Origin of the sequence: Streptomyces flavochromogenes, from assembly GCF_000717595.1 — a bacterium.
In the GTDB taxonomy this organism is placed as follows: domain Bacteria; phylum Actinomycetota; class Actinomycetes; order Streptomycetales; family Streptomycetaceae; genus Streptomyces; species Streptomyces flavochromogenes.
Genome location: NZ_JNZO01000019.1, coordinates 30,697 through 44,525, shown reverse-complemented (window position 1 = coordinate 44,525; position 13,829 = coordinate 30,697). Strand labels below are relative to the sequence as shown.

General features: G+C 69.0%; 14 protein-coding genes. 5 read left to right on the top strand and 9 right to left on the bottom strand.

Annotated elements, in window-relative coordinates; all coding sequences use genetic code 11:
• The first annotated feature begins 22 nt into the window (after positions 1–22).
• The 3 genes from IF00_RS0124010 to pknB all read left to right on the top strand — a co-directional run bounded on the left by IF00_RS0124010 (position 23) and on the right by pknB (position 5,090).
• Positions 23–1,447 carry an FtsW/RodA/SpoVE family cell cycle protein gene (locus IF00_RS0124010; protein ID WP_030321274.1) on the top strand — a complete coding sequence of 475 codons (1,425 nt, stop codon included), beginning with the start codon at positions 23–25 and terminating at the stop codon, positions 1,445–1,447.
• A complete protein-coding gene (locus IF00_RS0124005) occupies positions 1,444–2,910 on the top strand; it encodes a peptidoglycan D,D-transpeptidase FtsI family protein (protein ID WP_030321273.1) in 1,467 nt (488 codons plus the stop codon). The genes IF00_RS0124010 and IF00_RS0124005 overlap by 4 nt, the downstream gene beginning before the upstream one ends.
• Positions 2,911–3,065: 155 nt before the next feature.
• Positions 3,066–5,090 carry a Stk1 family PASTA domain-containing Ser/Thr kinase gene (gene pknB, locus IF00_RS0124000; RefSeq protein WP_030321272.1) on the top strand — a complete coding sequence of 675 codons (2,025 nt, stop codon included), beginning with the start codon at positions 3,066–3,068 and terminating at the stop codon, positions 5,088–5,090.
• Between the two features lie 121 nt (positions 5,091–5,211).
• Here the strand turns inward: pknB and IF00_RS0123995 are convergent, their stop codons facing one another.
• From IF00_RS0123995 to IF00_RS0123970, 6 genes are all read right to left on the bottom strand, one after another.
• Positions 5,212–5,886, bottom strand: coding sequence for a class E sortase (locus tag IF00_RS0123995; RefSeq protein ID WP_030321269.1), 675 nt, complete (start codon positions 5,884–5,886; stop codon positions 5,212–5,214).
• A gap of 37 nt (positions 5,887–5,923) precedes the next feature.
• Positions 5,924–7,147: a class E sortase gene (locus tag IF00_RS0123990; RefSeq protein WP_030321268.1), complete on the bottom strand. Its 1,224-nt coding sequence runs from the start codon at positions 7,145–7,147 to the stop codon at positions 5,924–5,926.
• The gene (locus IF00_RS0123985) at positions 7,144–7,782 is read right to left on the bottom strand and encodes an aminodeoxychorismate/anthranilate synthase component II (protein ID WP_030321266.1); all 639 of its coding nucleotides are present in this window, start codon (positions 7,780–7,782) and stop codon (positions 7,144–7,146) included. Before IF00_RS0123985 ends, IF00_RS0123990 begins: the two co-directional genes overlap by 4 nt.
• Complete coding sequence (locus tag IF00_RS46185; RefSeq protein WP_024760376.1) at positions 7,779–7,940, bottom strand: hypothetical protein; 162 nt, start codon at positions 7,938–7,940, stop codon at positions 7,779–7,781. Before IF00_RS46185 ends, IF00_RS0123985 begins: the two co-directional genes overlap by 4 nt.
• A 64-nt stretch (positions 7,941–8,004) precedes the next feature.
• Positions 8,005–8,673, bottom strand: coding sequence for a class E sortase (locus tag IF00_RS0123975; RefSeq protein ID WP_030321263.1), 669 nt, complete (start codon positions 8,671–8,673; stop codon positions 8,005–8,007).
• A 54-nt stretch (positions 8,674–8,727) separates the two neighbouring features.
• Positions 8,728–9,495 (bottom strand): DUF881 domain-containing protein, encoded by a 768-nt coding sequence (locus IF00_RS0123970; RefSeq protein ID WP_078944831.1) that lies wholly within the window; start codon positions 9,493–9,495, stop codon positions 8,728–8,730.
• A 140-nt stretch (positions 9,496–9,635) separates the two neighbouring features.
• On the opposite strand from IF00_RS0123970, the gene crgA reads away from it, so the two are divergent.
• Positions 9,636–9,890 carry a cell division protein CrgA gene (gene crgA / locus IF00_RS0123965; RefSeq protein WP_030321260.1) on the top strand — a complete coding sequence of 85 codons (255 nt, stop codon included), beginning with the start codon at positions 9,636–9,638 and terminating at the stop codon, positions 9,888–9,890.
• Between the two features lie 315 nt (positions 9,891–10,205).
• Here crgA and IF00_RS0123960 read toward each other — a convergent pair whose 3' ends face one another.
• Complete coding sequence (locus IF00_RS0123960) at positions 10,206–11,090, bottom strand: rhomboid family intramembrane serine protease (RefSeq protein WP_030321259.1); 885 nt, start codon at positions 11,088–11,090, stop codon at positions 10,206–10,208.
• 23 nt (positions 11,091–11,113) lie between these two features.
• Complete coding sequence (locus IF00_RS0123955) at positions 11,114–11,641, bottom strand: peptidylprolyl isomerase (protein ID WP_030321258.1); 528 nt, start codon at positions 11,639–11,641, stop codon at positions 11,114–11,116.
• A 166-nt stretch (positions 11,642–11,807) separates the two neighbouring features.
• Here IF00_RS0123955 and IF00_RS0123950 point away from each other — a divergent pair, with 166 nt between their 5' ends.
• Positions 11,808–12,518 (top strand): DUF5324 family protein, encoded by a 711-nt coding sequence (locus tag IF00_RS0123950; protein ID WP_030321257.1) that lies wholly within the window; start codon positions 11,808–11,810, stop codon positions 12,516–12,518.
• A 349-nt stretch (positions 12,519–12,867) separates the two neighbouring features.
• On the opposite strand, the gene IF00_RS0123945 is transcribed toward IF00_RS0123950, so the two are convergent.
• Entirely contained in the window at positions 12,868–13,254 is a 387-nt protein-coding gene (locus tag IF00_RS0123945; protein WP_030321255.1) for a DUF6344 domain-containing protein, read from the bottom strand.
• Between the last annotated feature and the right edge of the window lie 575 nt (positions 13,255–13,829).

The window sequence follows — 13,829 nt, the reverse complement described above, 5'->3', positions numbered from 1 at the left end:
CCGTAGGGGGCCTTTCACCACCATGAGCGTTGTCACCAACACGACCACCATCGGCGCGATCGAGGCGCCGAGCCGGCGCAACACCGAGCTGGCACTGCTGGCGTTCGCCGTCGCCATCCCGGTGTTCGCCTACCTCAACGTGGGCCTGGCCATGGACGGCAAAGTCCCGGCCGGCATGCTCGGGTACGGGCTCGGCCTCGCGCTCCTCGCGGGCGTCGCGCACCTCGTGGTGCGGAAGTGGGCCCCGTACTCGGACCCGCTGCTGCTGCCCCTGGCGACCCTGCTCAACGGCATGGGGCTGGTGCTGATCTGGCGGCTGGACCAGTCGCCGCGGCTGATCGCGACGTCGATGCGGCTGTACGACAGCTTCAGCCCGGACGCCCCGAAGCAGATGATGTACTCGGCCATCGGCATCGCCATGTTCGTCGGCATGCTGCTGTTCCTGAAGGACCACCGGGTCCTCCAGCGCTACACGTACATCTCGATGGTGGTGGCGCTCGTCCTCCTGCTGCTGCCGCTGGTCCCGGGGCTCGGGTCGGCCGTCTACGGCGCCAAGATCTGGATCAACGTCGCCGGTTTCTCCATCCAGCCCGGTGAGTTCGCGAAGATCGTGCTCGCGATCTTCTTCTCCGGCTACCTGATGGTGAAGCGCGACGCGCTCGCCCTGGCCAGCCGCCGCTTCATGGGGCTCTACCTGCCCCGCGGACGCGACCTCGGCCCGATCCTGACGATCTGGGCGGTCAGCCTCCTCATCCTGATCTTCGAGAACGACCTCGGTACCTCGCTGCTGTTCTTCGGCATGTTCGTGATCATGCTGTACGTGGCGACGGAGCGGACCAGCTGGATCGTCATGGGTCTTCTCATGTCGGTCGCGGGCGCGGTCGGTGTGGCCTCCTTCGCCGGCCACGTGCAGGACCGCGTGGATGCCTGGGCCGACCCGTTCGGCTGCGCCAAGGAGGGCGTCGCGGCCTGCCAGCAGATGAGCCAGGTCATGATGTCCTTCGGCTCCGGCGGCATCCTCGGCACCGGCCTCGGCCAGGGCAACTCCGACCTGATCGGCTTCGCCGCCAACTCGGACTTCATCTTCGCCACCGTCGGCGAGGAGCTCGGTCTCGCCGGCGTGATGGTCTTCCTGCTCATCTACGGGCTGATCATCGAGCGCGGTGTCCGCACCTCCCTCGCCGCCCGTGACCCCTTCGGCAAGCTGCTCGCGATGGGCCTCTCCGGCGCCTTCGCACTCCAGATCTTCGTCGTCGCCGGCGGCGTGATGGGCCTCATCCCGCTCACCGGTATGACCATGCCGTTCCTCGCGTACGGCGGATCGTCCGTGATCGCCAACTGGGCTCTGATCGGCATCCTGATCCGGATCAGCGACACCGCGCGCCGCCCGGCACCCGCGCCCGCCCCGTCCCCCGACGCTGAGATGACCCAGGTGGTCCGTCCGTGAACAAGCCGCTGCGCCGGGTCGCGATCTTCTGCGGCCTGCTCATCCTCGCCCTGCTCCTGCGGGACAACTGGCTCCAGTTCGTCCGCGCCGACGAGCTGAACGCCCACCCGACCAACAAGCGCGTCCAGATCGAGCGGTACGCCAACGCCCGCGGCAACATCATCGTGGACGGCAAGCCGATCACCGGCTCCGTCGACTCCAAGGACCCGTACTACAAGTTCAAGCGGACCTACACCGACGGCCCCATGTGGGCCCCGGTCACGGGCTACGCCTCGCAGGCCTACGACGCCAACCAGATCGAGAAGATCGAGGACGGCATCCTCACCGGCAACGACGACCGGCTCTTCTTCGACCGCACCCTCGCCATGTTCACCGGCGAGACGAAGAAGGGCGGCGACGTCGTCACCACCCTCAACGGCGCCGCGCAGAAGGCCGCCTTCGAGGGTCTGGGCAACAAGACCGGCGCCGTCGTCGCGATCGAGCCGAAGACCGGCAAGATCCTGACGATGGCCTCCACGCCCTCGTACGACCCCTCCTCCTTCGCCGGCTACTCCGCCAAGGACGAGAAGGCCTGGGTGGCGCTGGAGAAGGACAAGAACAAGCCGAAGCAGAACCGCGCGATCCGTGAGATCTACCCGCCCGGTTCCGTCTTCAAGGTCGTGACCGCCGCCGCCGCGCTGGAGAACGGCAAGGTCAAGGACATCAATGCGGCGACCGACACCCCCGAGGGCTGGAAGATCCCCCTCTCCAAGCGAGAGATGATCAACCACGCCAAGGGCTGCGCCAACGCCAGCCTGAAGCATGCCCTCGACATCTCCTGCAACTCGGTCTTCGCGAAGCTCGGCGACGACGTCGGCCGCGACAAGATGGTGGAGATGGCCGAGAAGTTCGGCTTCAACGCCGAGCAGTTCACCCCGGTCCGTTCCTCCGCCTCGGTCTACGACAAGACGGCCGACCGCGGTGGCAACGCGCTCTCGTCCATCGGCCAGTTCAACACCGCGACCACCCCGCTCCAGATGGCGATGGTCACGGCGGCGATCGCCAACGACGGCAAGCTGATGAAGCCGTACATGATCGACGAGCTGCGCGCGCCCAACGTCGACCTGCTCAAGAAGACCGAGCCGGAGGAGATGAGCCGCCCGGTCTCGGAGGAGAACGCGCAGCTGCTCCAGCAGATGATGGAGAGCGTCGTCACCAACGGCACCGGCGGCAACGCCGACGTGAACATGGACGGCGTGAAGGTCGGCGGCAAGACCGGTACGGCCCAGCACGGCGAGAAGAACGCCAAGCGCCCGTACGCCTGGTTCATCTCGTACGCGAAGACCGCAGAGGGCTCCCCGGTCGCGGTCGCCGTGATCGTCGAGGATTCGGCGGGCACCTCACGTGAGGACATCAGCGGTGGCGGTCTCGCCGCCCCCATCGCGAAGGCCGTGATGAAGGCGGTCCTGAACACCCGGGGCTGACGTCTCGGGCCCGTACGTGCGAGGTACCGGTCAGGTATCAGCTACCGGCCCCGGGCGGATCGTCTACCCGGGGCCGGTACCGTATGCGCGAACAGCACACACCGCCGGACCACCCATGGGTGCGGTCGGGACAGACGGAGAGGGCTGGATTAGCTATGGAAGAGCCGCGTCGCCTCGGCGGCCGGTACGAGCTGGGCTCGGTGCTCGGCCGTGGTGGCATGGCCGAGGTGTATCTCGCCCAGGACACCCGGCTCGGCCGCACCGTCGCCGTGAAGACGCTGCGGGCCGACCTGGCCCGCGATCCGTCCTTCCAGGCCCGGTTCCGCCGTGAGGCACAGTCCGCCGCCTCGCTGAACCATCCGGCGATCGTCGCGGTCTACGACACCGGCGAGGACTACGTCGACAACGTCTCCATCCCGTACATCGTGATGGAGTACGTCGACGGGTCGACCCTGCGTGAGCTGCTGCACTCCGGGCGCAAGCTGCTGCCCGAGCGCACCCTCGAGATGACGGTCGGCATCCTCCAGGCGCTGGAGTACTCGCACCGCGCCGGCATCGTGCACCGAGACATCAAGCCGGCGAACGTCATGCTGACGCGCACCGGCCAGGTCAAGGTCATGGACTTCGGCATCGCGCGCGCCATGGGCGACTCGGGCATGACCATGACGCAGACCGCCGCGGTCATCGGCACGGCCCAGTACCTCTCCCCCGAGCAGGCCAAGGGCGAGCAGGTCGACGCCCGCTCCGACCTGTACTCCACGGGCTGCCTGCTGTACGAGCTCCTCACCGTCCGTCCCCCGTTCATCGGCGACTCCCCGGTCGCGGTCGCGTACCAGCACGTCCGCGAGGAGCCGCAGCCGCCGAGCAACTTCGACCACGAGATCACGCCCGAGATGGACGCCATCGTCCTCAAGGCGCTGGTCAAGGACCCCGACTACCGGTACCAGTCCGCCGACGAGATGCGCGCGGACATCGAGGCCTGCCTCGACGGTCAGCCGGTCGCGGCCGCCGCCGCGATGGGCATGGGTATGGGCATGACGGGCGCCCCCGCGTACGGCGGCGGCTACGGCGGCTACCCGGAGGACCAGCCGACGACGGCGCTGCGCCAGGCCGACCCGGCGGGCCAGACCTCGATGCTGCCCCCGATCAACCCGGACGACGGTGGCTACGGCTACGACGACCGCCCGGACCGCCGTCGCGGTGGCCAGAAGAAGTCGAACACCTCGACGATCCTGCTGGCCCTCGCGGGCATCCTGGTGCTCGTCGGCGCGATCTTCATCGGCGTCTCGCTGTTCGAGAAGAAGGACGGCACCCGGCAGGTCGCCGTCCCGCAGCTGGTCGGCCAGACCGTCGCGGTGGCGACGGAGCGGGCGACCAACGCGGAAGTGAAGGTGCAGGAGACCGGCACCGAGCGCTGCGATCAGCCCAAGGGCACCATCTGCCGCCAGTCCCCGGTCGCGGACGGCACCACGAAGATGGACACCGGCGCCACGATCCAGGTGGTCGTCTCCGAGGGCTCGCCGCTCGTGGAGGTTCCGGACGTCCAGGAACAGTCCCAGGAGCGCGCCGAGCAGTCCCTGAAGGACAAGGGCTTCAAGGTCAAGGTCGAGCAGCAGGAGTCCGATGAGGACCCCGGCACGGTCCTGCAGCAGAATCCGGACGGCGGCACCAGGGCGGAGAAGAACTCCGAGGTGACGATCACCGTCGCGAAGCAGAAGCTGCTGCAGCTTCCCGATGTGAAGACGCGGAGCTACGACCAGGCCGTTCAGCAGCTGAACGGGGTCGGCTTCACCAACATCACCAAGGAAGAGGTCGACTCGGACCAGCCCGCGGGCACGGTCATCGATCAGACTCCGCAGGGCCCCTCGGACCAGTCCAAGGAGACCCAGATCACGCTGAAGGTCTCCAAGGGACCGCAGCAGACCCAGGTCCAGATCCCCACCGGTCTGACCGGCAAGAAGTTCAGCGAGGTCAGGGACATGCTCCAGGGCCTGGGCCTGACGGTCGTGCAGCAGAACTCCGACAAGGAGGACGCGGTGGTCCTCGGCACGAACCCCCCTGAGGGTTCGACGGTCCCCACGACCCAGCCGATCACCGTCGTCACGCTGGGCGGCGGCAACGGCGGCAACCCCGGCGGCGGAGACAACAACGGTGGCGGCGGCGGCGGCTTCTTCGACTGACGCCCCCACGACCGTTCAGACGGTCGGACCGTTCGAAGGGGAGAGCCCCGGCATCCACTGGATGCCGGGGCTCTCCCCTTCGGCCCGCCCGGGGCGCTTCGACTCTTCCCGTGCGGGGCGCTCAGCGCAGCTCCGCCGGAGGCGTCCGGTCGCGGTCGACCTTCTCCGTACGCACCAGCTCGCCCCAGACGATGTACCGGTAGTCGGAGGTGTACATGGGCGTGCAGGTGGTCAGCGTGATGAACCGGCCGGGCTTCGTCCTCCCCGACTCCTTGGGGACGGGCTGCAGGACGTCCACGTTGTACTTCGTGGTCTCCGGCAGGGTCTTGTAGACCTTGTAGACGTACCAGGTGTCCTTGGACTCGAAGACGATCGGGTCGCCGTTCTTCAACTTGTGGATGTTGTGGAACTTGGCGCCGTGTCCGTCCCGGTGCGCGGCGAGCGTGAAGTTGCCCTGCTTGTCCTGCGGGAGCGCGGACTTGATCGGGTCGGTGTAGTAGCCGGCGACGCCGTTGTTGAGGATCGCGCTCTTGGTGCCCTGCTTGACCAGGACTTCGCCGTTGTTCATCGCCGGCACGTGGAGGAAGCCGATGCCGTCCTTGGTGTCGAGCGCGCCGGGTCCGTCGGCCCAGCGGTCGCGGACCTGGGCGCCGTCCTGGTCGGCGGCGCGGTCGGCGAGGACGTTGGTCCACCACAGGGAGTAGACGACGAAGAGGCCGAGCACCAGGCCCGCCGTGATGAGGAGTTCGCCGAAGAAGCTGATGACTCCGGCGATCCGATTACGCACGCGTGCCACTAGGTCGTCCCGTCGTCCCGTCCGGAGGTGTGGGGTCTCAGCCTACGAGCGCTTTCGGCTTTCCCTCACTGCGCGGGCGTTCCTCGACCAGCCTGCCCCACACGATCATGCGGTACGTGCTGGTGAATTCGGGTGTGCAGGTGGTCAGCGTGATGAACCGGCCGGGCTCGGTGAAGCCGGAGCCCTTGGGCACCGGTTCGATCACGGAGACGTTCGAGGGCGCGGTCTGCGGCAGGATGCTCGCCATCTCGTACGTGTAGTACGCGCTCCGGGTCTCGACGACGATCGGGTCGCCGGGCTTCAGCTGGTTGATGTAGCGGAACGGCTCGCCGTGGGTGTTGCGGTGTCCGGCGACGGCGAAGTTGCCCTGCTTGTCGGAGGGCATGGCCGTCTTGAGCTTGCCCTCGGCGTAGTGGCCGACCATGCCCTTGTCGAGGACCTTCGCCTTGTTGATGCCCTCGGCGACGGGGACGACGACGTCCAGCTTGGGGATGTACATGATGGCGAAGCCCTCGCCTGGCTCGAACGCCCCCGGCTCGCTGTCGTCCTTCTCGGCGTCGCCCTTGGCCCAGGTGTCCTCGATCTGTTCCTTGGCCCGGTCGGTCTCCTGGCCGGCGAGGATGTTCGTCCACCACAGCTGGTAGGTGACGAAGAGCAGCATGACGACGCCGAAGGTGATGAAGAGTTCCCCGACGGCGCGGCTGGCGACGACGCCGACGCTGTCCTTGGCGGCGCGGGCGGCGCGCCGGGCCTCGACGCGCGAGAGCGGCGCCGCGGGCGGTTCGCCGGTCGGGGCGCCGGCCGTGGTGGCGGTCGGGCCGCCTCGACGGCCCTTGCCCCGGCTGCCCCCCTTGGCCGCGCGCCGGCGTTCGGCCCGGCCGGGCCCGGGAAGGGGCTCCACGGCCTCCAGAACGGTCGTGTCGCCCGAGGAGGGAGGCGGAGGAGCCACAGGGGCCTCGTACGGCTCGTACGGGGCCGTGTAGGCGTCCTCGCGCGGAGTCTCACGGGGAGCGTCGTAGGCGGTCTGGTGAGGGGCCTCGTAGACGGGCTCGGGCTCCCGGTACGCCTGCGCGGGCTCCCCGTACCCCTGCGTGGGGTCCTGGTACGGCTGCGTGGGTTCCTGGTACGCCTGCTCGGTGTACGGGTACGGGGACGGAGCCGGTTCCTGGTACGGCGAGGGGACCCCGTAGGGGTCCGCGGGTATCGGCTCCGGCTCCGGCTCGTTCGTCGTCGCCCGGAACCACGGAGAGCCCGTCGTCACGCGACGGCCTTGCCCACCACCGGCGCGAGCCCCGCCGACCGTCCGACCGCCCCCTTGTCGCCGCACTGCTCCAGCCAGTTGGCGAGCATGAGGTGTCCGTGCTCCGTGAGGACCGACTCGGGGTGGAACTGGACGCCTTCGACGGGAAGTTCGCGGTGGCGCAGGCCCATGATGATGCCGTCCTCGGTCCGCGCGGTGACCTGGAGCTCGTCCGGCAGGGCGGCGGGCTCGGCGGCGAGCGAGTGGTAGCGGGTCGCGGTGAACGGCGAGGGCAGCCCGGCGAAGACGCCCTGTCCCTCGTGGGTGACGAGGGAGGTCTTGCCGTGAAGCAGCTCGGGCGCCCGGTCGACGACGCCGCCGTACGCCACGGCCATCGACTGCATGCCGAGGCAGACGCCGAAGACGGGGACGCCGGTGGCCGCGCAGTGCCGGACCATGTCGATGCAGACCCCGGCCTGTTCGGGCGCGCCGGGGCCGGGCGAGAGCAGGACGCCGTCGAAGCCGTCCTGCGCGTGGCTCAGCTCGACCTCGTCGTTGCGGAGCACTTCGCACTCCGCGCCGAGCTGGTAGAGGTACTGAACGAGGTTGAAGACGAAGCTGTCGTAGTTGTCGACGACGAGAATTCGCGCGCTCACTGGCCGTCCACCGTCACATCGTTGAACGGAAGCAGTGGCTCCGCCCAGGGGAACACGTACTGGAAGAGGGCGTACACGACCGCGAGGACCAGCACGATCGAGATCAGCGCCCGCACCCACGCGTTGCCCGGCAGATGCCGCCAGATCCAGCCGTACATGACGTCGACCGCCCCTTCCGTTCGTTACGGGGACCAGAGTACGGGGCGAGGGGGCCGTGGGGGGTCAGCTGTCCAAAGCCTGTGGACGACCGTCGGCGACCGGCCGGGTGGCGTCGAGGTGTGCCCAGACGACGAGCCGGTGGCTGCTTCCCCACTCGGGTTCACAGGTGGTGAGGGTGAGATAGCGGCCGGGCCCGTCGAATCCGGACTTCGCGGGTACGGGGTCGATGACGCCGACATCGGTGGGCACGGTCCGGTAGGGCGCGCGGTCGACGCGGTACGTGAACCAGGTCGTCCCGTCGGTGAGGACGATCGCGTCGCCCCTGCGCAGCCGGGGGAAGTCCTTGAAGGGGTCGCCGTAGGTGCGGCGGTGGCCGGCGACGGCGAAGTTCCCGGTCGCGCCGAGGCGGGCGGTGCCGGCGTAGTGGCCCAGCCCCTTCTTCAGGGTGCCGACCTCGGTGCCCTGGAGGACGGGCCACTTCCAGTCCTCGCCGAGCCGGGGGACGTACATGACGGCGATGCCCTGTCCGGGGGCGTACGGCACGACCTCGGGGACCGGAGCGGCGGTACGGACCGGGGTGCTGCTCCACTCGCGCTGCAGGGTGTCGATCTGGCCGGCGCTCGCGCTCGCGGCCTGGACCCCGGTCCAGTACAGGACGTACACGACGAAGAGGACGATCAGGCCGCCGACGGTGATGCACAGCTCGCTGAAGGTCCTCACGACGAGACGCAAGCGCCCCTCCCGCAGTCGGCTCCCGGCGGCGCCACCCCGCCCCCGCGCGTGGTGTCAGCTCACCGGCTTCGCTTGGTGGAGGTCCACTGTGCCCGAGTACCCGGGAAGAGTCACCGCCCTGTGCTCGTCGACTTTCCAGCCGAGCCCGTACGCCTTCACGTACAGCTGGTAGTTCTGGATCGCCGGGGAGCCCGCGAGGGCCTTGGTCAGCCTCCCCCGGTCACCGACAGCGGTGATCTTGTACGGGGGCGAGTAGACGCGGCCCTGGAGGATCAGCGTGTTGCCGACGCAGCGCACGGCGCTGGTGGAGATGAGCCGCTGGTCCATGACCCGGATGCCCTCGGCGCCGCCCTGCCAGAGGGCGTTGACGACGGCCTGGAGGTCCTGCTGGTGGATGACCAGGTCGTTGGCCTGCGGCTCGGGGTAGCCGGGGGCGGCCTGGGCGTTCGGCGGGGCGTCGTTGAGGGTGACGGTGAGACCGGAGCCGGAGACCTCGGTGGTGCCCGCCGCCGCCTCGAGCGCGTCGAGTTTCCGGTCCTCCGCGCGCGTGGAGCCGTCGTCGCGGGCGGCGAGGGAGTCGACCTGGGCACGGAGGGCGGAGGTGGACTCGTCGAGACCCGCGTTCTTGTGGCTGCGCTCCTCGATCAGGTCGGAGAGCCGCAGGAGCGAGGCGTCGGTGCGGATGTTGGTGCCCTTGGCGGTGTTGAAACTCGTGACGAAGATCAGTCCGGCGAGGGCGAAAACGGCAAGGGTGAGCACCTGGACGGGGCGCCACCTCGCGGTGCGGCCAGGTCCTTCGGGAGTGCCGGCGGAATTGCTCAACGTACCCTGATCCCCTTCGGTGCCGCGGAACCACTACGCTAACGGACGCCTGGGGGACGCAGTCGTCCTCCTTCGTCACATCCCGGCGCCAGCCACAGTTCCCTGCGCGGTCACGCAGCGCATCGACAGGAGAGTCCCTCGTGCCGAAGTCACGGATCCGCAAGAAGGCCGACTTCACGCCCCCGCCCGCGAAGCAGGCCACCTCGATCAAGCTGACCAACCGCAGCTGGGTGGCGCCTGTGATGCTCGCGCTGTTCGCCATCGGTCTGGTGTGGATCGTGGTCTTCTACGTCACCGACGGGTCGATGCCGATCGAGTCGATCCGGAACTGGAACATCGTGGTGGGCTTCGGCTTCATCGCGGCCGGCTTCGGTGTCTCCACGCAGTGGAAGTAGCGACGAAGAGCAGGGGTACGGCGGCCGTCTAGCGCCCGCACCAGTTGCTCGTCAAGCTCTCCCCTGAACTTATCCACAGCGTTGTGCACAGCACTGGATAACTTACGAAGATCTGTGGATAACTCGCACGAGGTTGACGCCGGTATGACCGGAATCACCCTCGGCGGAGACCACGACGCCCCTCGCCTCCCTGGAGAAACACCAGGTCAGAGGCGAGGGGCGCAGTCTTTCCCCACAGAGTGGGGAGAGATCGCCACGCGCTGTGGATAACTCTGGGGAAAGCTCACAGAGAAGCTCGTCCACAGCGCTGTGCGCTCAGGTGAGCGCCGCCGAACGGGCCAGCACGATCCCCACGTCGATCAACAGCACCAGGGCCAGCGCCCCGTACTGCACCAGGCCCCGGCGGGCCCTCGGCGCGTGCACGAGCGCGTACGTCACCACGACACCCGCGACCAGACCACCGACGTGGGCCTCCCAGGAGATCCCCGGTCGGGTGAATGTCATGAGCAGCGACAGGGCCACGAAGAGGAGCACCGGCCGCATGTCGTGACGGCGCCGGCGGGCGAGCACCGCCCAGGCGCCGATCAGCCCGTAGACGACGCCGGAGGCGCCGAGCGAGGGCTGGTTCTGCGCGGCGACGAGATAGGCCAGCACGGAGCCGGAGAGCCCCGAGAGGAGGCACAGAGCCGCGTACCGGATCCGGCCCAGCTCGGGCTCGACGATCCCGCCGATCACCCACAGGCCCAGCACGTTGAAGAGGATGTGCCAGACCTCCTGGTGGAGGACCGTCGAGGTCAGCAGCCGGTACCACTCGCCGTCGGCGACCCCGACGAGCTCGCCGAGCGCCGGGCTGTAGGCGTAGCCGATGAGCACGAGCTCGTCGACGAGCCGGTCGCCGAACGCCAGGACGGCGAGGTAGACCGCGAGGTTGATCCCGATGAGGATCTTGGTGACGAGGCGGTCGTCCGCCACGACCCGGCCACCCGCGAGTGTCCGCGGCTGGTTGGCTTCGGCGGCGTGGCCGGTCCCCGAACCGTTGCGTACGCAGTCGGGGCACTGGAAGCCGACGGAGGCGGAGACCATGCACGTGGGGCAGATCGGCTTCTCGCAGCGCGTGCAGCGGATGCCGGTCTCCACCTCGGGGTGGCGGTAGCAGCGCGGCAGACCGGCGGGCGGGTTCTCGGAGGGTTTCGGTTCCATGAAGAGGTGCCGTCCCTTCCGCCTCAGCGCTTCTCGATCACCACGGACTCGATGACCACGTCCTGCAGCGGTCGCTCGGTGTGCGGGTCGGTCGCGGTGGCGGCGATCGCGTCCACGACCTTCCGGCTCTCCTTGTCGACGACCTCACCGAAGATCGTGTGCTTGCGGTTCAGCCAGGTCGCGGGGGCGACGGTGACGAAGAACTGCGAGCCGTTGGTGCCCGGGCCGGCGTTGGCCATGGCCAGCAGGTAGGGACGGTCGAAGAAGAGCTCCGGGTGGAACTCGTCGGCGAACTCGTAGCCGGGACCGCCCGTGCCGTTCCCCAGCGGGTCACCGGCCTGGATCATGAATCCCTTGATGACCCGGTGGAAGACCGTGCCGTCGTAGAGCGGCTCCGAGGAGACCGTGCCGGTCGCGGGGTGCGTCCACTCGCGCTCACCGCCGGCGAGCTCGACGAAGTTCCTGACCGTCTTCGGGGCGTGGAACGGCATCAGCCGCACCTCGATGTCACCCAGGCTGGTCTTGAGGATCGCGTACAGCTGCTCGGCCACGGTCGCCTTCCGTCCACGTCATGTCACGTCTGTCTCTGGCGTGTCCGATCCTCGCATGCCCCGGATGCCCACCCCCACATGCCGGACCTTGCTCCGGGGGGCATGATTCCGAAAAGGATGGAAAGGCGAAAACCCGACATCGTCGCCACCGAGGAGGAGGAATCCCGTGACCCGCATGGACAGCGTGCGCGCCGCGTCAGATTCGGCGAAGGAGAGCGTCCTGCACGCCGCGGAAGTGGTGGCGCCGTACGCCGGCACGGCCAAGGACCAGGCCGCGCACTACGCCCATGAGGCGCGTGTGCTGATCGCGCCGAAAGTCTCGAAAGCCGCTCAACAGGCCAAGGCGCAGGCTCGTGCGCAGTACGACTCGTATGTCGCACCGCATGTACCGCCGCAGGTCGACGCGGCCGCACAGCGTGCGGCGGTCAAGACCCGCTGGGCCTGCCGTCAGGCGGCCGATTACACCGTTCCACGTGTCGAGCAGGCGGTCGCCGCGACCGGTCCCGTCCTTGAGGAGGCCGGGTCGCGTTCCACCGCGGCCTGGGCCGCGCTGCGCGGTCAGGTGACGCCGAGGGAAATCGAGAGGATCGTGCGGAAGCACGAGCGTCGGGCACGGGCCGGACGCCTCGCCAAGGGCCTCTTGGTCCTGGGCGTCGTCGTCGGCGGCGCGTTCGCCGCCTGGAAGTGGTGGGACAAGCAGGCCAATCCCGACTGGCTGGTCGAGCCGCCCGCTGCCACCGAGGTGGAGGAGGGTTCCGTACCGACGTCCTACGAGGAGGGTGAGGATTCCCTCGACTCGGAGGTGGTGGCCAAGGAGTCCGAGGCCGAAGCCGCTGCCGCGGCGGAAGAGGCGGCCGAACGCGACGAGCGCCGCTGACCGACCGGGGTACCGCCGGGTGCTGCCGAGGTTCTGCCGGGTTCCACCAGGGCCCTGTCGATGTCTGCCGGGGTCCTGGTTCCCGCGGGGTCCTGCCGAGTCCTGTCCACAGGGTTCCTGCCGGACCCCGCCGTTGCGGTAGTCCTGCCGGGTCCTGCCGTCGCCGGCGTCCTGCCGGGTCCTGCCGTCGCCGGCGTCCTGCCGGGTCCTGCCGGGATCCGGTTCGGCTCCACGGAGGTCCTGCCGTGTCCCGCTTGGTCGTACGCAGCGAACGCGTACGAAGAGGTTCGGGCAGAGCGGGTGGTGCGGGTACGAGTGTGGGGAGTGCGCATCGTCTTCTCCCCGTGCCCTACGCCGACGCGGCGAGCGCCAGCTCCGTCAGCGCGGCCGGCTCGTCGCTCTCGGCCACGGTGGTCACGCCGGCGGCGGAGCGGTTCCGGGTGGCGGGAGAGGAACCGTGGGCCTCGGCGGCGATGCGCTGCTTGATCGTGGGCGGCAGGGAACGGTCCCCGACGAGCGGCCACCGGTGAGCCCTCTGCGCCGGTACGGAGGCGAGTGCGGCCCGCTTCTCCCCGACGGCGGGTGCGGCCTTGGTGGGGCCGGCCGGCTCCTCGGGCTGCTGGACGGCGGGCTGCTGTGCGGCGGCGGCGGTGCCCGCCAGGCCGACGGAGGCCAGCAGGGCGAAGAGGACGGAGATGAAGGCGGTCCAGAACTGCTTGACCTTGGCGGTGGCCATGGCCCCTCACTTTCGTGACGTTCTCGAATGGTTCATTTCGGTTTGCGCGCTTTACGTACTTTCCTCATGATGTGGATGCGCTCCCGATTTCCACGGAACGTCGCCGCCGTCGCGCAGTTCTTCCGATGAACACCACCCGTCCGGAGCAGCGGACCCTCCCGGGGGGAATGGATCCCGGCGGCCCCATGGTCCTGACGAACGCCGGTTCCGGCCTCTCCGACGCGGTCAAGGCGACCGTCGCCGCCCCCGAATCGACCCGACGGGGATGTACTCGCCCCGCACCGGGTTCCAGGCCGCCGGCCACAAGGAGAGGGAGGCCGGGGGCGGGGCCGACGATAGACGCGTCGAGTTTCACCCTCTTCGCGTTCGCCTCTCCGGCCGAGGCGCGGGCCGCGGTGAAGGCCCTGGCCGAGAAGCAGCGCGCGACGGCCGCGAAGGACGGCCGCCCGACGAAGCCGACGTCTACCTGCGCATCGGCTCGGTCGTGTCGCACATCTACCCGTCCGAGACGGGCCGACCGCTGACCCCGGACTCCTCCGGCGCCACTACGCGAAACACCCTCTGTGACCTGCGTT